The sequence below is a fragment of the Enterobacter sp. RHBSTW-00901 genome (genome assembly GCF_014103115.1).
Lineage (GTDB): Bacteria > Pseudomonadota > Gammaproteobacteria > Enterobacterales > Enterobacteriaceae > Enterobacter > Enterobacter cloacae_P.
The window spans coordinates 3,576,940-3,593,744 of record NZ_JABXPB010000001.1; the positions used below are offsets into that span (position 1 = coordinate 3,576,940).

At 53.8% G+C, this 16,805-nt stretch carries 16 protein-coding genes and 1 other annotated feature; of the genes, 13 read left to right on the forward strand and 3 right to left on the reverse strand.

Features of this window, described 5'->3' with window-relative positions:
- The first annotated feature begins 1 nt into the window (after nt 1).
- The 3 genes from creB to creD are packed head-to-tail and all read left to right on the forward strand — an operon-like array spanning nt 2 to nt 3,524.
- Nucleotides 2-691 (forward strand): two-component system response regulator CreB, encoded by a 690-nt coding sequence (gene creB, locus HV318_RS17260; RefSeq protein WP_182273674.1) that lies wholly within the window; start codon nt 2-4, stop codon nt 689-691.
- Entirely contained in the window at nt 691-2,115 is a 1,425-nt protein-coding gene (creC, locus tag HV318_RS17265) for a two-component system sensor histidine kinase CreC (protein WP_182273675.1), read from the forward strand. Before creB ends, creC begins: the two co-directional genes overlap by 1 nt.
- Before the next feature lie 56 nt (nt 2,116-2,171).
- Complete coding sequence (gene creD / locus HV318_RS17270) at nt 2,172-3,524, forward strand: cell envelope integrity protein CreD (protein WP_182273676.1); 1,353 nt, start codon at nt 2,172-2,174, stop codon at nt 3,522-3,524.
- A 46-nt stretch (nt 3,525-3,570) separates the two neighbouring features.
- Here the strand turns inward: creD and arcA are convergent, their stop codons facing one another.
- Nucleotides 3,571-4,287 (reverse strand): two-component system response regulator ArcA, encoded by a 717-nt coding sequence (gene arcA, locus HV318_RS17275; RefSeq protein ID WP_003856501.1) that lies wholly within the window; start codon nt 4,285-4,287, stop codon nt 3,571-3,573.
- A gap of 95 nt (nt 4,288-4,382) precedes the next feature.
- Between arcA and yjjY the strand changes: the two genes are divergently transcribed.
- The 7 genes from yjjY to HV318_RS17310 all read left to right on the forward strand — a co-directional run bounded on the left by yjjY (nt 4,383) and on the right by HV318_RS17310 (nt 11,169).
- Complete coding sequence (gene yjjY / locus HV318_RS17280) at nt 4,383-4,523, forward strand: YjjY family protein (RefSeq protein WP_001541509.1); 141 nt, start codon at nt 4,383-4,385, stop codon at nt 4,521-4,523.
- 399 nt (nt 4,524-4,922) lie between these two features.
- On the forward strand, nt 4,923-5,609 hold the full coding sequence (locus HV318_RS17285) for a tRNA/rRNA methyltransferase (protein WP_182273677.1): 687 nt from the start codon (nt 4,923-4,925) through the stop codon (nt 5,607-5,609).
- Nucleotides 5,610-5,820: 211 nt separating this feature from the next.
- On the forward strand, nt 5,821-5,889 hold the full coding sequence (gene thrL, locus HV318_RS17290; protein ID WP_072039575.1) for a thr operon leader peptide: 69 nt from the start codon (nt 5,821-5,823) through the stop codon (nt 5,887-5,889).
- Nucleotides 5,828-5,945, forward strand: a sequence feature (Thr leader region). It overlaps the preceding gene by 62 nt.
- Nucleotides 5,946-5,969: 24 nt before the next feature.
- Nucleotides 5,970-8,432 carry a bifunctional aspartate kinase/homoserine dehydrogenase I gene (thrA, locus tag HV318_RS17295; RefSeq protein ID WP_182273678.1) on the forward strand — a complete coding sequence of 821 codons (2,463 nt, stop codon included), beginning with the start codon at nt 5,970-5,972 and terminating at the stop codon, nt 8,430-8,432.
- 1 nt (nt 8,433) lies between these two features.
- Nucleotides 8,434-9,363 (forward strand): homoserine kinase, encoded by a 930-nt coding sequence (gene thrB / locus HV318_RS17300; protein ID WP_182273679.1) that lies wholly within the window; start codon nt 8,434-8,436, stop codon nt 9,361-9,363.
- A 3-nt stretch (nt 9,364-9,366) separates the two neighbouring features.
- Nucleotides 9,367-10,653, forward strand: coding sequence for a threonine synthase (thrC, locus tag HV318_RS17305; protein WP_182273680.1), 1,287 nt, complete (start codon nt 9,367-9,369; stop codon nt 10,651-10,653).
- A gap of 210 nt (nt 10,654-10,863) precedes the next feature.
- A complete protein-coding gene (locus HV318_RS17310; protein ID WP_182273681.1) occupies nt 10,864-11,169 on the forward strand; it encodes a DUF2502 domain-containing protein in 306 nt (101 codons plus the stop codon).
- A gap of 31 nt (nt 11,170-11,200) precedes the next feature.
- Here the strand turns inward: HV318_RS17310 and yaaA are convergent, their stop codons facing one another.
- Entirely contained in the window at nt 11,201-11,974 is a 774-nt protein-coding gene (gene yaaA / locus HV318_RS17315; RefSeq protein WP_182273682.1) for a peroxide stress protein YaaA, read from the reverse strand.
- Between the two features lie 66 nt (nt 11,975-12,040).
- A complete protein-coding gene (locus HV318_RS17320; RefSeq protein ID WP_182273683.1) occupies nt 12,041-13,471 on the reverse strand; it encodes an alanine/glycine:cation symporter family protein in 1,431 nt (476 codons plus the stop codon).
- Between the two features lie 262 nt (nt 13,472-13,733).
- Between HV318_RS17320 and tal the strand changes: the two genes are divergently transcribed.
- From tal to HV318_RS17335, 3 genes are all read left to right on the forward strand, one after another.
- On the forward strand, nt 13,734-14,687 hold the full coding sequence (tal, locus tag HV318_RS17325; RefSeq protein WP_182273684.1) for a transaldolase: 954 nt from the start codon (nt 13,734-13,736) through the stop codon (nt 14,685-14,687).
- Nucleotides 14,688-14,796: 109 nt separating this feature from the next.
- On the forward strand, nt 14,797-15,384 hold the full coding sequence (gene mog, locus HV318_RS17330) for a molybdopterin adenylyltransferase (protein ID WP_182273685.1): 588 nt from the start codon (nt 14,797-14,799) through the stop codon (nt 15,382-15,384).
- A gap of 116 nt (nt 15,385-15,500) precedes the next feature.
- Complete coding sequence (locus HV318_RS17335) at nt 15,501-16,802, forward strand: MFS transporter (RefSeq protein WP_182273686.1); 1,302 nt, start codon at nt 15,501-15,503, stop codon at nt 16,800-16,802.
- Nucleotides 16,803-16,805: the final 3 nt, after the last annotated feature.

Below are 16,805 nucleotides of genomic sequence, written 5' to 3' on the forward strand. Positions count from 1 at the left end.
CATGCAACAACCTGTGGTCTGGCTGGTTGAAGACGAAATCAGCATCGCTGATACGCTGGTCTATATGCTCCAGCAGGAGGGGTTTGCGGTAAAGACGTTTGAACGGGGCTTACCGGTGCTGGAGGAGGCGCGGCGGCAGGTTCCCGCGCTCACCATTCTGGATGTCGGGTTGCCGGATATCAGCGGCTTTGAGCTGTGCCGTCAGTTGCTGGCGCAGCATCCGTCACTGCCGATACTGTTTCTGACAGCGCGCAGTGATGAAGTGGACAAGTTGCTTGGCCTTGAAATGGGGGCGGATGATTACGTCGCCAAACCTTTCTCCCCACGAGAAGTGTGCGCGCGGGTGCGGACAATTTTACGACGGATGCAAAAGTCGGCCGCACCCACAGAGATTGTTCGTATCGGCCAGTTTGAACTGAACGAACCTGCTGCGCGAATTAGCTGGTTTGACGAACCGTTGCCCCTGACCCGCTACGAGTTTTTGCTGCTCAAAACCTTGTTACAGGCACCGGGGCGCGTATTTTCCCGTCAACAGTTAATGGACAAGGTGTGGGGCGAAGACGGCGACAGTTTCGATCGTACCGTGGATACCCACATCAAGACCCTGCGTGCCAAGCTGCGAACGGTGAACGAGACGCTTTCACCCATCAGCACCCATCGGGGTATGGGCTATAGTCTGGGGCTTTATTAATGCGCATTGGGATGCGGTTGTTGTTGGGGTACTTCCTGATTGTGGCTATCGCCGCGTGGTTTGTGCTGTCGATCTTTGTTCAGGAAGTGAAGCCTGGCGTTCGCAGGGCAACCGAGGGCACGCTAATCGATACCGCCACTTTACTGGCCGAAGTGGGGCGTGATGATGTGCTCTCGGGTAATGCGCAACAAGGCAAACTGGCGCAGGCATTTTCACTGCTCCATCAGCACCCTTTTCGCGCCAGTATCGGCGGCATTCAAAAAGTCCGTAACGAGTATCACGTTTACATGACCGATGCGCAGGGCAGGGTGGTGTTTGATTCTGCTGGTCTGGCCGTGGGTAAAGATTACTCGCGATGGAATGATGTCTGGCTGACGCTTCGCGGGGAATACGGGGCACGTAGTACCCAGAGCCGTCCGGGTGATCCAGAGAGCACGGTGATGTATGTTGCTGCGCCCGTTGTGGATCAGGGCAAAATCATTGGTGTGCTCTCTGTGGGGAAACCCAATAGCGCGATGGCACCCGTCATCCACCGTAGCGAGCGACGGATCCTGTGGGCAGGAGGGGCACTGCTCGGTATTGCTTTGCTGATAGGGTTGGTGGTGGCAGCGTGGATCAACCGCTCGATCGGTACCCTCTCGCGCTATGCCGATTCCGTGAGCAATGATATACCTTTGCCGTTACCTGACCCCGGCAGCAGTGAACTGCGCAAACTGGCGCAGGCACTGGAGAACATGCGTATTCGCCTGGAAGGGAAAAACTATATTGAACACTATGTTCACGCCCTCACCCATGAGCTGAAAAGCCCGATCGCGGCCATTCGAGGCGCGGCAGAAATTCTCTCCGAGCAGCCACCGCCGCAGGTGGCCGCGCGGTTTATCGATAATATTCTGGTACAAAATGCGCGTATGCAGTTGCTGGTTGAAAAACTGCTCACCCAGGCGCGGCTTGAAAATCGGATAGAGATTGTCCCCGCGAGTGTCAGTATCGACACGCTATTTACGCGACTGAGCGATGCGCGCTCGTCGCTACTGGCAGCTAAAAATATCACGCTGACCTGTGAAAGTACGGCGTTACAGGTGGAGGGGGATGCGGACCTGCTCGAACAGGCGCTGGGTAATTTACTGGATAACGCCATCGACTTTACGCCGCAGGGCGGAGCCATTGAACTGTCGTCCAGAGAGGGGCACAGGCAGGTACAACTGACTGTCACCGATAGCGGAAGTGGGATCCCGGATTATGCGCTTGAGCGTATTTTCGAACGTTTTTATTCGCTTCCGCGTGAGAACGGGTTGAAGAGCAGCGGGCTTGGGCTGGCATTTGTCCAGGAAGTCGCACGTCTGCATCAAGGGGAGATCGGTCTACACAATCGGGAAGAAGGGGGCGTGATTGCCACGCTGACACTTCACCGTCCCTTCACATAACTTCAAACTGACCCCACACAGCCTGGTTACGCTCTCCTCATCACAAAGGAGACGTTATGATGAAATCCCCCCTGTTCTGGAAAGTAAGCACCCTACTGGGGTGCATCCTGCTGCTTTTGGTTCCGTTGTTTATGGTCAGTAACCTGATTTCAGAGCGTGAAAGTTACCGCAACGATGTCGAAAACACGCTTCGTCAAAGTACCAGTGGACCGCAAAAACTGGTCGGTCCGTTGATTGCCATTCCGGTGACGGAGATCTTTTACAAGTTAGAGGATGAGAAGAAGGTCGAATACAAGAAACGCTATATGCACTTCATTCTGCCAGAAACTCTGCTTGTTGAAGGAAACCAGCACGTAGAGTCCCGCAATATTGGGATCTATGACGGGCAAATCTGGAACACGGATCTGAAGATAAACGCGCAATTTAACACAGAGAAAATGGCGCAACTGAAAGGGGAAACGGTGACCCTGGGGCAGCCGTTTATCGTTGTCGGCGTTGGTGATGCCCGGGGAATTGGCACGGTGAAGGTTGCAAATATCAACGGTGAGACGCCAGATGTAGAGCCGGGTTCAGGCGTATATGGGACGCTTTCCGGTATTCATATCCCGCTGACCGATAAAGCACTTGAGACAAAAACGTTTGCATTCGGGATGTCGCTAAACCTGGCGGGAACCGGTAGTTTTGCGGTTGTCCCGGTGGGACGTAATAGCGAAATGCAGCTTACCAGCAACTGGCCGCATCCGGGCTTTATGGGCGACTATCTGCCGGTGAAACACAAAATTGGTGATTCTGGTTTTCAGGCAAACTGGCAGAGCAGTTGGTTTGCTAACAATATGGAAAGCTGGTTTCATGGCGATGGGTCGCCTGAATGGGCTGAAATCCCGGCCTTTAGCGTGACGGTGGCAACACCTGCCGATCAGTATCAACTGACTGACCGCGCGATTAAGTACGCTATTTTGCTGATTTCACTGACCTTTATGGCTTTCTTTGTTTTCGAGACCTTAACCGGGCTGCGCCTGCACCCGATGCAGTATCTGCTGGTGGGGTTATCGCTGGTGCTGTTCTATCTGGTATTACTGGCGTTGTCTGAGCACGCAGGATTTACCCCCGCCTGGATTATTGCAAGCCTTGTCGGTGCGTTGATGAATAGCGTATACCTGCAGGCAGTGCTGAAAAGCTGGAAACGAAGCGGAATGTTTGTGCTGGCTCTGCTGGGGCTTGATGTGGTGATGTGGTTTCTGCTGCGTTCTGAGGACAGTGCGTTACTGCTGGGTTCCGCTGTCCTTGCAATGGCGCTGTTTGCGGTGATGTATCTGACCCGTCACTTCGACTGGTATTCACTCTCGCAGTCGAAGCGACCGATGCCTCCGGCCAACCCGGATGACGACACAATGCGGATCTGGAAATAAAAAAAACGGCGCAAAAGCGCCGTTTTTTTATGGTCTGACTGCGGGATTACTCCTGCAGATCTCCGCAGAAACGGTACCCTTCGCCGTGAATTGTGGCGATGATTTCCGGCGTATCTGGCGTAGATTCGAAATGTTTACGAATACGGCGGATAGTCACGTCTACGGTACGGTCGTGTGGCTTAAGCTCGCGACCGGTCATTTTCTTCAGCAGCTCTGCACGGGACTGAATTTTGCCCGGGTTTTCACAGAAGTGCAGCATCGCGCGGAATTCGCTGCGCGGTAGTTTATACTGCTCACCGTTCGGGCTGATCAGTGAACGGCTATTGATATCAAGTTCCCAGCCGTTGAATTTGTAGCTGTCTACGCTACGACGCTCTTCACTGACCGTGCCCAGGTTCATGGTGCGGGACAGGAGGTTGCGTGCACGAATGGTTAACTCGCGAGGATTAAACGGTTTGGTGATGTAGTCATCCGCACCGATTTCCAGACCAAGAATTTTATCAACTTCGTTGTCACGGCCTGTCAGGAACATTAACGCAACGTTCGCCTGTTCACGCAGCTCGCGTGCCAGAAGAAGGCCGTTTTTGCCCGGCAGGTTGATATCCATAATGACCAGGTTGATATCATTTTCAGAAAGGATCTGATGCATCTCTGCGCCATCGGTCGCTTCAAAGACATCGTAGCCTTCTGCTTCGAAAATGCTCTTTAACGTGTTGCGTGTTACCAACTCGTCTTCAACGATAAGAATGTGCGGGGTCTGCATGTTTGCTACCTAAATTGCCAACTAAATCGAAACAGGAAGTACAAAAGTCCCTGACCTGCCTGATACATGTCGCAAATTAACATGACCGGCTTAACGTGACTAAAGTACGTAATTGCGTTCTTGATGCACTTTCCATCAACGTCAACAACATCATTAGCTTGGTCGTGGGTACTTTCCCTTTGGACCCGACAGTGTCAAAAACGGCTGTCATCCTAACCATTTTAACAGCAACATAACAGGCTAAGTGACACCAGACACCCAATAAAACTACGCTTCGTTGACATATATCAAGTTCAATTGTAGCACGTTAACAGTTTGATGAAATCATCGTAGCTGAATGCTAGCCTTTGTCACAAATTTTCAATAAACCAACTAGTTGTGGACATTGATTGATAAACAATACGAATCCAATCATAGAAAGGTATTCATATGGTCATTATCATTATAAAACATAAGGATAATGAGTATTTGTTAACATTCTAACTGATTGTTCAGCCTCAGAATAGTTTAGTATTTTTAATTTATTAAAAAGCGCTATTTCGGTGATTTCTGTTGCAAATTTGTAAATTCGTGCTGCGTAATATGTTGAGGCGCATCACATTTTTACCCGCTAACTGATTAAAAAGAGAGCATAAATGCATCTGTCGATTGTACTGGTTGCCCCAGCCAGAGCAGAAAATATAGGCGCTGCGGCGCGCGCCATGAAGACTATGGGTTTTGCCGATTTGCGTATTGTCGGGAGCGAGGCACACCTGGAACCCGCGGCCCGTTGGGTGGCACATGGATCGGGTGATATTCTTGATAATATAACCACTTACGACACACTCGCCGATGCGCTACACGATATTTCTTTTACCGTGGCAACCACGGCGCGCAGCCGGGCGAAGTTTCATTTCTACGCCACACCGGCTGAGCTGGTTCCCGTGTTGCGTGAGAGAAGCCAGTGGTTAACGAAAGCGGCGCTGGTCTTTGGCCGTGAAGATTCTGGATTAACCAACGAAGAACTGGAGCTGGCAGATGTCCTGACCGGTGTGCCGATGGTGGCGGATTATCCGTCTCTTAATCTGGGCCAGGCGGTGATGGTCTATTGCTATCAATTAGCATCTTTAATGCAAACTGCACCCGCTCAGCCGACCGGGACAGATGAGAACCAGCTCGCCGCCTTGCGTGTGCGTGCACAAACGCTGTTAACGCAGCTTGGTGTTGCGGATGACCTCAAAATGGCCGACTGGTTACAACAGCGGCTTGGGCGTCTTGAGCAACGAGACACGGCAATGTTGCACCGTTTGCTGCACGATATTGAAAAAAAATTAGCCGAGTAAAATGCTGTCATATTTTTTTATTATGGCGTAACCGTCTAATGTCGTGAGGTGTATCAGGGGGAATCGGATGAAAATAAATCTGCAAGCAGCGGGACGTGAAAGTGTCCCGAATTGTGATCAAATTAAAAATTAATTGACTTAACGAGCCTGATCCTTTAACCCTAAAAGAATACAGCACAGACAGATAATAATGACAGAGTACACAACATCCATGAAACGCATCAGCATCACCACCATTACTACAACCACCATCATTACCACAGGTAACGATGCGGGCTGACGCGTACAGGAAAAACAGAAAAAAGCCCGCACCCAAACAGTGCGGGCTTTTTTTTCGGCTAAAGGAAATGAGGTAGAACCATGCGAGTGTTGAAGTTCGGCGGTACATCAGTGGCAAATGCGGAACGTTTTCTGCGTGTTGCCGATATCCTGGAGAACAACGCCAGGCAGGGGCAGGTTGCAACCGTGCTCTCTGCTCCGGCGAAAATCACGAACCATCTGGTGGCGATGATTGAAAAAACCATCGGTGGCCAGGATGCACTCCCGAACATTAGCGATGCCGAGCGTATCTTCGCCGAGCTGCTGCAGGGTCTGGCGGAGGCTCAACCCGGCTTCCCGCTTGCACAGCTGAAAACCTTCGTTGAGCAAGAGTTCGCCCACATCAAACACGTTCTGCACGGTATCAGCCTGCTCGGCCAGTGCCCTGACAGCATCAACGCCGCGCTGATCTGCCGTGGTGAGAAACTCTCGATTGCCATCATGGCGGGACTGCTGGAAGCGCGCGGTCATAACGTCACGGTGATCGATCCGGTTGAAAAACTGCTGGCGGTAGGTCACTACCTCGAATCTACGGTCGATATTGCCGAATCGACCCGCCGCATTGCCGCGAGCAAAATCCCGTCTGACCATATGATCCTGATGGCGGGCTTCACCGCCGGAAACGAGAAGGGTGAACTGGTGGTGCTGGGCCGTAACGGCTCTGACTACTCCGCCGCCGTGCTGGCAGCCTGTTTACGTGCAGACTGTTGTGAGATCTGGACTGACGTTGACGGTGTCTATACCTGTGACCCGCGCCAGGTGCCAGACGCCAGACTGCTGAAGTCGATGTCTTATCAGGAAGCGATGGAGCTTTCCTACTTCGGCGCTAAAGTGCTTCACCCTCGTACCATCTCCCCGATTGCGCAGTTCCAGATCCCTTGCCTGATTAAAAATACCGGTAACCCGCAAGCACCAGGTACGCTGATTGGGGCCAGTACCGATGAAGATGGCCTGCCGGTGAAAGGCATTTCTAACCTGAACAATATGGCCATGTTTAGCGTGTCCGGCCCAGGCATGAAAGGGATGGTTGGCATGGCGGCGCGCGTGTTTGCAGCTATGTCCCGCAACGGCATCTCCGTGGTGCTGATCACCCAGTCCTCTTCCGAATACAGCATCAGCTTCTGTGTGCCGCAGGGCGACTGCCTGCGTGCCCGTCGCGCGCTGGAAGAAGAGTTCTACCTGGAGCTGAAAGAAGAGTTGCTGGAGCCGCTCGCCATTCAGGAACGTCTGGCGATCATCTCCGTGGTGGGCGACGGTATGCGCACGCTGCGCGGTATCTCCGCCAAATTCTTTGCCGCGCTGGCGCGGGCCAATATCAACATCGTGGCCATTGCGCAGGGCTCATCCGAACGCTCAATCTCGGTCGTCGTGGATAACGACGACGCGACCACTGGCGTACGCGTGGTGCATCAGATGTTGTTCAACACTGACCAGGTGATTGAGCTGTTCCTGATCGGCGTAGGCGGAGTGGGTGGTGTGTTGCTGGAGCAGGTTAAGCGTCAGCAGGAGTGGCTAAAGAAGAAACATATTGATCTGCGCGTCTGCGGAATTGCCAACTCCAAAGCGCTGCTGACCAACGTACATGGCCTGAATCTGGAAAACTGGCAGGCGGAGCTGGACGATGCGAAAGAGCCGTTCAATCTGGGTCGACTGATCCGTCTGGTGAAAGAGTATCACCTGCTTAACCCAGTGATTGTTGACTGTACTTCGAACCAGGCGGTTGCCGATCAGTACGCAGACTTCCTGCGTGAAGGGTTCCACGTGGTCACGCCAAACAAGAAGGCCAACACCTCGTCAATGGCGTACTATCACCAGCTGCGCCTGGCGGCGAGTAAGTCGCGCCGTAAGTTCCTGTATGACACCAACGTGGGGGCGGGCCTGCCGGTTATCGAAAACCTGCAAAACCTGCTGAACGCGGGGGATGAGCTGCAACGTTTCTCCGGTATCCTTTCTGGCTCGCTGTCGTTTATCTTCGGCAAGCTGGATGAGGGAATGAGCCTGTCAGAAGCGACCCGTGCCGCGCGTGAACTGGGCTACACCGAGCCAGACCCGCGTGACGATCTCTCCGGTATGGACGTGGCGCGTAAGCTGTTGATTCTGGCGCGTGAAACCGGTCGTGAGCTGGAGCTTTCGGATATTGTGATTGAGCCGGTACTGCCGGCAGAATTTGATGACAGCGGTGATGTCAGCGCCTTTATGGCGAATTTAGGAAAGCTTGACGACCTCTTTGCCGCTCGCGTTGCGAAAGCCCGTGATGAAGGTAAGGTATTGCGCTATGTTGGCAATATTGAAGAAGATGGCGTGTGCCGCGTGAAGATTGCCGAAGTGGATGGCAACGATCCGCTGTTCAAAGTCAAAAACGGCGAAAACGCCCTCGCGTTTTACAGCCACTATTATCAGCCATTGCCGCTGGTGCTTCGCGGTTATGGTGCAGGGAACGATGTTACGGCGGCGGGTGTCTTTGCCGATCTGCTGCGTACCCTGTCATGGAAGTTAGGAGTTTAACATGGTCAAAGTTTATGCCCCGGCTTCCAGCGCCAATATGAGCGTCGGATTCGATGTGCTGGGTGCGGCGGTTACGCCGGTTGATGGTTCACTGCTGGGCGATACGGTAACGGTTGAGGCGGCGGAGAGCTTCAGCCTGAATAATGTGGGCCGTTTTGCCAGCAAACTGCCATCCGACCCACGCGAGAATATCGTATATCAGTGCTGGGAACGCTTCTGTCAGGAGATTGGCAAAAAGGTGCCGGTCACCATGACGCTGGAAAAAAGTATGCCGATTGGCTCTGGTCTGGGTTCCAGCGCCTGCTCCGTGGTCGCCGCACTGGTGGCGATGAACGAACACTGCGGCAAACCACTGAATAATAACCGCCTGCTGGGCTTAATGGGTGAGCTGGAAGGCCGTATCTCCGGCAGCATTCATTACGACAACGTGGCACCGTGCTTCCTCGGCGGCATGCAGTTGATGATTGAAGAAAATGGCATCATCAGCCAGCAGGTGCCAGGGTTTGATGAGTGGCTGTGGGTGCTGGCCTATCCGGGCATTAAAGTGTCCACTGCTGAAGCGCGCGCGATCCTGCCTGCGCAGTATCGTCGTCAGGACTGTATTGCCCACGGGCGTCATCTGGCGGGCTTTATTCATGCCTGCTACACCCGTCAGCCGCACCTGGCAGCTAAATTGATGAAGGATGTGATTGCCGAACCGTATCGCACTAAGCTGCTGCCAGGCTTTAATGAGGCGCGACAGGCATCAATGGATATCGGTGCGCAGGCGTGCGGCATCTCCGGCTCCGGCCCGACGCTGTTCGCCCTGTGCGACAAACCAGACACTGCGCAGCGCGTGGCGGACTGGCTCTCTAAACACTACCTGCAAAATCAGGAAGGCTTTGTTCATATTTGCCGTCTGGACACGGCAGGCGCACGAGTACTGGGATAACGCATGAAACTCTATAACCTTAAAGATCATAACGAGCAGGTCAGCTTCGCGCAGGCGGTGACTCAGGGGCTGGGCAAAAATCAGGGGCTGTTTTTCCCCCATGACCTGCCGGAATTTCAACTGACGGATATTGATGAACTGCTGAAGCAGGATTTTGTTACCCGCAGCACCAAAATTTTGTCCGCGTTTATCGGCGACGAAATCCCGCAGGAACTGCTGGAAGAGCGCGTGCGTGCGGCGTTTGCCTTCCCGGCTCCCGTCAGCCAGGTTGAGCAGGACGTCGGTTGCCTGGAGCTGTTCCACGGCCCAACGCTGGCGTTTAAAGACTTCGGTGGTCGCTTTATGGCGCAGATGCTGACTCACATCAGTGGCGACAAACCGGTAACCATTCTGACGGCTACCTCCGGCGACACCGGTGCAGCCGTTGCCCATGCGTTCTACGGCCTGAAAAATGTCCGCGTGGTGATCCTCTACCCGAAAGGCAAAATCAGCCCGCTGCAGGAAAAACTGTTCTGTACCCTCGGTGGTAACATTGAAACCGTGGCGATCGACGGCGATTTCGACGCCTGCCAGGCGCTGGTCAAGCAGGCCTTCGATGATGAAGAGTTGAAAGTCGCGCTGGGTCTGAATTCGGCGAACTCCATTAACATCAGTCGTCTGCTGGCGCAGATCTGTTACTACTTCGAAGCAGTTGCGCAGTTGCCGCAGGAAGCCCGTAATCAGCTGGTTGTCTCTGTGCCAAGCGGTAACTTTGGTGACCTGACGGCTGGCCTGCTGGCGAAATCTCTGGGCCTGCCGGTGAAACGCTTTATCGCCGCCACCAACGCCAACGACACCGTGCCGCGCTTCCTGAAAGACGGTAAATGGGCACCGAATGCGACGCAGGCGACGCTCTCCAATGCAATGGATGTGAGCCAGCCAAACAACTGGCCGCGTGTGGAAGAGCTGTTCCGCCGTAAGGTCTGGCGTCTGGGCGATCTGGGTTATGCGGCAGTCTCGGATGAAACCACCAAAGACACCATGCGTGAACTGAAAGCGGTGGGGTATACCTCTGAGCCGCATGCGGCAATTGCCTATCGTGCGCTGCGCGATCAGCTCAATCCGGGAGAGTATGGCCTGTTCCTGGGGACTGCCCATCCGGCTAAGTTTAAAGAGAGCGTAGAGGCGATCCTCGGTGAAACGCTGCCGCTGCCAAAAGAACTGGCAGACCGTGCTGATCTGCCGCTGCTGTCTCACGAACTGCCAGCGGATTTTGCTGCATTACGTAAGTTGATGATGACCCGCGGGTAATGTCGACGAATACTGTAAGCCGGGTCAGGCGCAGCCGCCACCCGGCTTTTTTTATGGAGAAATTAAGGAGAAAAAAAGCAGGAAAAATGCAGAAATTCCCAATAAATGCGGTCACTTAGAGATTAGGATTGCAGAGAATAACATCCCCCGTTCCCCTCACGTAATCTCCTGACATCGGCCCACGTTGGGCAAGATTAAAAGGAGTCACCTGTGTCTAAACTGAAACCTGCTCTGCTGGCTCTTTCGCTGATGCTGCTCGCTCCCCTGGCGGTACAGGCTGCTGAGATTACCCTCGTTCCTGCGGTAAAACTGCAGATTGGCGATCAGGATAATCGTGGCCACTACTGGGATGGCGACCACTGGCGCGACCATGACTGGTGGAGGGCGCATTATGAATGGCGCGATAACCGCTGGCATCCACATGATGAATATCGCGATCGTGACGAACGTCATGATGACCGCCATGACGACCACCGCGACGACCACCGTCCGGGGCCTGAATGGAAGCATCACTAATGCAAACCCCGCCAGTGGGCGGGGTTTTGTTTTACTGCTCGTGGCGCTTAAACACCAGCTCACCTTTCCCCGACGCTTCTTCGTCAAAGAAATAACCTTCACTGTTAAATCCGGTGAGTTGCTCCGGCTTCGTCAGGCGGTTCTGAATAATGAAGCGGCTCATCAGGCCACGCGCTTTTTTGGCATAGAAGCTGATGACCTTAAACTTACCGTTTTTCTCATCGAGGAAGACGGGCTTGATGATTTCCGCATCCAGCTTTTTCGGCTTCACGGATTTGTAGTATTCGTCGGACGCCAGGTTGATCACCACGTTATCGCCCTGCGCGTGCAGCGCTGCATTTAACGTGTCGGTGATGATATCGCCCCAGAAATGGTACAGATCTTTGCCTTTGGCGTTTTCCAGGCGGATACCCATTTCCAGACGGTAGGGCTGCATCAGATCCAACGGACGCAGGACACCATACAAACCCGACAGCATACGCAGATGCTGCTGGGCAAAATCAAAGTCGGCTTCGCTGAACTCTTCTGCCTGCAGGCCGGTATAGACATCGCCTTTAAAGGCCAGAATGGCCTGGCGTGCGTTGGTCGGCGTGAAGTCCGGGTGCCACTCATGGAAGCGGGTCGCGTTAAGATCGGCGAGTTTATCGCTGATGCTCATCAGTGAAGCAATTTGTGGTGCGGAGAGTTTGCGCGCTTCATGGATCAGCTGTTGCGAATAGTCCAGCAATTCGGGCTGGGTATAGCGCCCGGTGGCGAGCGGGCTCTGGTAGTCGAGCGTTTTTGCAGGTGAAATAAGAATCAGCATATCCAGTCCTTGCAGGAAATTTAGAGCGACTTTAGCAAAAAATCGCCCTGAATTGATCGATAGCTGTTATTGCCGCGGCAAATCATCCCATGCGTCGGGCGCGATTTGCGATGCAATATCCGGATAACGTGAGACGTTAAACACCGGTTTAACGCCAAGCTTGCGCTGGCGAAGATAATCCCGGGCAATAAGGGTCACAACCGGAGAAAGCAGCAAAATCGCCGTCAGGTTAGTGATCGCCATCAGCGCCATAATGACATCCGCCAGCTGCCAGACCAGCGGCATGCTGAGCAGGGAACCGGCCATCACCATCAGTATCACCCCCAGGCGCAGTAGCCTGAGCATATTCCGGGAGTCTAGCTTCAGGAAGATGAGGTTGTTTTCGGCATAAACGTAGTTCACCACAATCGAGCTAAAGGCGAACAGACTGACGATAAGCGAGACAAAACCGGCTCCCCAGCTACCGGTAAGATTGACCAGCGCCTCCTGAACCAACTGTATTCCGGCCGTTCCGGATGAATGAGAAAGAGGGCCAGCCAGCAGCACAATCATGGCGCTGGCGGAACAGATCATCATGGTATCCGTAAACACGCCAATCATCTGCACAATACCTTGTGCGGCAGGGTGGGGAGGCCACGACGCGGCGGTGGCTGCGGCATTGGGTGTTGAGCCCATTCCCGCTTCGTTCGAGAACATTCCCCGCTGAAAACCAGCCGTAAGCGCCTGGCTGACGGTGTAACCCAGCGCACCAGAGGCTGCTTCTCGCCAGCCAAAGGCGCTCCTGAAGATGGTGGCGATGACATCCGGCAACAGGTTGATGTTCATGAAGGTGACGAAGAGACTGGTGCTCACCCACAGTAACGCCATGACGGGTACCAGCCACTGCATCAGGCGCGCAATGCCTTTAAGCCCCGTGGAGATAGTCAGCAGGGCGAAAGCGGCTAACGTGGCACCGGTTATCCACTCCGGGCACTGAAACGCATAGCGCATCGCATGGGCAACGGAGTTTGCCTGAACGGTATTGAAAATAAGGCCGTAAGCGATGAGTAAAAAGAGTGAGAACAGGACGCCCATCCAGCGCATCCCCAGTCCCCTGGCCATATACCAGGCTGGGCCACCGCGGAACTGACCGTTCTTGTCCTTTTCTTTGTAGAGCTGTGCGAGTGAACATTCGGCAAACGATGTGGCCATGCCGATGATTGCCGAAATCCACATCCAGAAGATGGCTCCCGGGCCACCGGCGCTGATGGCAAGCGCAACGCCCGCCAGGTTACCGCTGCCGACGCGCGCCGCAAGGCTGGTACAGAGTGCCTGAAATGACGTTAATCCGCCGGGTTGCGGAGAGAGGCTGTTTTTCAGACTTTTGCCAAACTTGCGAATATAACGAAACTGGATAAAACCACTGCGTAGCGTGAACCATATACCTGCCCCAAGCAGCAGATATATCATTATCGAACCCCAGAGGATTTCATTGATAAACGAGAAAAAATCAGGCATTAACGTCCCTCTTGTTGATGCCAGGGTGAATATGTAAGCGTTACCACTGATTGCGCATGCTGTTACTTAGCGGCCTGTTAATATTGTGAGTTTATCATACTATGGCTAAGCGCACTGTCTGCGGTTGCGCTACCCCTCCGTCGTGTTATCATCAGGGCAGACCGGTTACACCCCCCTAACAAGTAAACCTGTCATTTTTCCGCTGCAGGCTTACTGTCGGTAGCGTGAATTATCCAGGGCACGTTAAAAGAGAAATACTATCATGACGGATAAATTGACCTCCCTTCGTCAGTTCACCACTGTCGTAGCTGACACCGGAGATATCGCGGCAATGAAGTTGTACCAGCCGCAGGATGCCACAACTAACCCTTCTCTGATCCTTAACGCCGCACAGATCCCTGAGTATCGCAAACTGATCGACGACGCTGTGACCTGGGCGAAAGCGCAGAGCAACGATCGTGCGCAGCAGGTTGTGGATGCAACTGACAAACTGGCAGTGAATATCGGTCTGGAAATCCTGAAACTGGTTCCTGGCCGTATCTCTACCGAAGTTGATGCGCGTCTGTCCTACGACACCGAAGCGTCTATTGCTAAAGCAAAACGTCTGATCAAAATGTACAACGATGCGGGTATCAGCAATGACCGTATCCTGATCAAACTGGCTTCTACCTGGCAGGGCATCCGCGCTGCAGAACAGCTGGAAAAAGACGGTATCAACTGTAACCTGACCCTGCTGTTCTCCTTCGCGCAGGCGCGTGCATGCGCAGAAGCAGGCGTATACCTGATTTCTCCGTTCGTGGGCCGTATTCTGGACTGGTACAAAGCCAACACCGACAAGAAAGAGTACGCACCTGCAGAAGATCCAGGCGTGGTTTCTGTTACTGAAATCTACGAATACTACAAACAGCACGGCTATGAGACTGTTGTTATGGGCGCAAGCTTCCGTAACGTCGGTGAAATCATCGAGCTGGCTGGCTGTGACCGCCTGACCATCGCACCTGCACTGCTGAAAGAGCTGTCTGAAAGCGCAGGCGCAATCGAGCGTAAACTGTCCTACACCGGTGAAGTGAAAGCACGCCCAGAGCGCATCACTGAATCTGAGTTCCTGTGGCAGCACAACCAGGATCCAATGGCGGTAGACAAACTGGCGGACGGTATCCGTAAGTTTGCTGTTGACCAGGGCAAACTGGAAAAAATGATCGGCGACCTGCTGTAATCATTCTGCGTGACCGGGTTCCCGGTCACGCTACTTCTTTCGTACTCTGTCTGTCTTTCCCCTCTGCGTGTATCATTCCCTTTAACTGCATTATTTGAATGGAATGGATATGAATACCTTACGCATCGGCTTAGTGTCGATTTCTGACCGCGCCTCCAGCGGTGTTTATCAGGATAAAGGCCTCCCTGCTCTGGAAGAGTGGCTGGGCAGTGCGCTGACCACCCCGTTTGAAATTCAGACCCGCTTGATCCCGGACGAGCAGCCGATCATCGAGCAGACGCTGTGTGAGCTGGTGGACGAAATGAGCTGCCACCTGGTGCTGACCACCGGGGGAACCGGGCCTGCACGCCGCGACGTGACGCCGGATGCCACGCTGGCGATTGCCGATCGCGAAATGCCGGGCTTTGGCGAGCAGATGCGCCAGATCAGTCTACACTTTGTTCCGACCGCCATCCTCTCCCGCCAGGTCGGTGTGATCCGCAAACAGGCGTTGATCCTGAACCTGCCAGGTCAGCCGAAGTCGATCAAAGAGACGCTGGAAGGGCTTAAAGCCGCCGATGGCAGCGTGATCGTGCACGGGATTTTCGCAAGTGTACCGTATTGTATACAGTTGCTGGATGGCCCGTATGTGGAAACCGACGACAAAGTGGTAGCAGCATTTCGCCCTAAAAGCGCACGTCGCGAGACAATATCCTGAAATTAATTGATATGTGACATTCGTCGTATCAGCCATAGCGTGCGTAACATTTTACGGTATAGTAATTTTTTCTTTACGATTGCTGTAAAAATATAAAAACGCCTGAAAGGTACGCTATGTCACATTCTCCCCGCCCTCTGAATCGACAGGACTACAAAACGCTTACGCTCGCGGCCTTAGGCGGCGCGCTGGAGTTTTACGATTTCATCATTTTCGTCTTCTTCGCCGCCGTGGTGGGCGCGCTTTTCTTCCCGGCGGATATCCCGGAGTGGCTGCGCCAGGTGCAGACCTTCGGCATTTTTGCTGCCGGGTATCTGGCTCGTCCACTGGGTGGCATTGTAATGGCGCATTTTGGCGACATGGTCGGGCGTAAGAAGATGTTTACCCTCAGTATTCTGCTGATGGCCGTGCCGACGCTGGCTATTGGTCTGCTGCCAACCTATGCCACGGCAGGCATCTTTGCCCCGTTACTGCTGTTGCTGATGCGCATTCTTCAGGGGGCGGCAATTGGCGGTGAAGTGCCGGGGGCTTGGGTGTTTGTGTCCGAACATGTTCCGGTGCGCCGCATGGGTATTGCCTGTGGAACCTTAACCGCGGGACTGACCGTCGGGATCTTGCTGGGTTCAGTGGTGGCAACCATCGTGAATACCAGCATGACGCAACAGGCCGTGCATGAGTGGGGCTGGCGTATTCCGTTCCTGCTGGGCGGGGCGTTTGGCCTGGTGGCGATGTATTTGCGCCGCTGGTTGCAGGAGACGCCCGTTTTCCTCGAAATGCAGCAACGCAAGGCGCTGGCGCAGGAACTACCGGTAAAAGCGGTTGTGCTGCGCCACAAGAAAGCGGTGGTGGTGTCGATGCTCCTCACCTGGCTGCTGTCGGCAGGCATCGTGGTTGTTATTTTGATGTCCCCTGTCTGGCTGCAAAAACAGTATGGCTTCGCGCCAGCGGTGACGTTACAGGCAAACAGCATTGCGACCATTATGCTCTGTTTCGGTTGTCTGGCCGCCGGGCTGGCAATTGACCGTATTGGAGCCAGCCTGACCTTTATTATTGGTAGCCTCCTGCTGGCGGCATCAAGCTGGGCGTTCTACCACCTTGCGGGCAGCCATCCTGAACAGCTGTTCCTGCTGTACGGTGTGGTGGGGTTGTGCGTGGGGGTTGTCGGCGCAGTACCGTACGTGATGGTACGCGCATTCCCGCCGGAGGTCCGTTTCACCGGTATTTCTTTCTCGTATAACGTCTCGTATGCCATTTTTGGTGGACTGACGCCGATTGTCGTCACCGTGTTGATGGGGGTCTCACCGATGGCTCCTGCCTGGTATGTGCTGGCGCTTTCGCTGATGGGGCTGGCATTAGGAATATGGTTCTATCGCCCTTCGGCGCAACAGTTGCATGGGGCAGAAAAGCAGGGGATATGACAG

Excerpts from the sequence above, each read along its gene's own strand:
- creB (WP_182273674.1), top strand. The coding sequence starts at position 2 with ATGCAACAACCTGTGGTCTGGCTGGTTGAAGACGAAATCAGCATCGCT.
- creC (WP_182273675.1), top strand. The coding sequence starts at position 691 with ATGCGCATTGGGATGCGGTTGTTGTTGGGGTACTTCCTGATTGTGGCT.
- creD (WP_182273676.1), top strand. The coding sequence starts at position 2,172 with ATGATGAAATCCCCCCTGTTCTGGAAAGTAAGCACCCTACTGGGGTGC.
- arcA (WP_003856501.1), bottom strand. The coding sequence starts at position 4,287 with ATGCAGACCCCGCACATTCTTATCGTTGAAGACGAGTTGGTAACACGC.
- HV318_RS17285 (WP_182273677.1), top strand. The coding sequence starts at position 4,923 with ATGCATCTGTCGATTGTACTGGTTGCCCCAGCCAGAGCAGAAAATATA.
- thrA (WP_182273678.1), top strand. The coding sequence starts at position 5,970 with ATGCGAGTGTTGAAGTTCGGCGGTACATCAGTGGCAAATGCGGAACGT.
- thrB (WP_182273679.1), top strand. The coding sequence starts at position 8,434 with ATGGTCAAAGTTTATGCCCCGGCTTCCAGCGCCAATATGAGCGTCGGA.
- thrC (WP_182273680.1), top strand. The coding sequence starts at position 9,367 with ATGAAACTCTATAACCTTAAAGATCATAACGAGCAGGTCAGCTTCGCG.
- yaaA (WP_182273682.1), bottom strand. The coding sequence starts at position 11,974 with ATGCTGATTCTTATTTCACCTGCAAAAACGCTCGACTACCAGAGCCCG.
- HV318_RS17320 (WP_182273683.1), bottom strand. The coding sequence starts at position 13,471 with ATGCCTGATTTTTTCTCGTTTATCAATGAAATCCTCTGGGGTTCGATA.
- tal (WP_182273684.1), top strand. The coding sequence starts at position 13,734 with ATGACGGATAAATTGACCTCCCTTCGTCAGTTCACCACTGTCGTAGCT.
- mog (WP_182273685.1), top strand. The coding sequence starts at position 14,797 with ATGAATACCTTACGCATCGGCTTAGTGTCGATTTCTGACCGCGCCTCC.
- HV318_RS17335 (WP_182273686.1), top strand. The coding sequence starts at position 15,501 with ATGTCACATTCTCCCCGCCCTCTGAATCGACAGGACTACAAAACGCTT.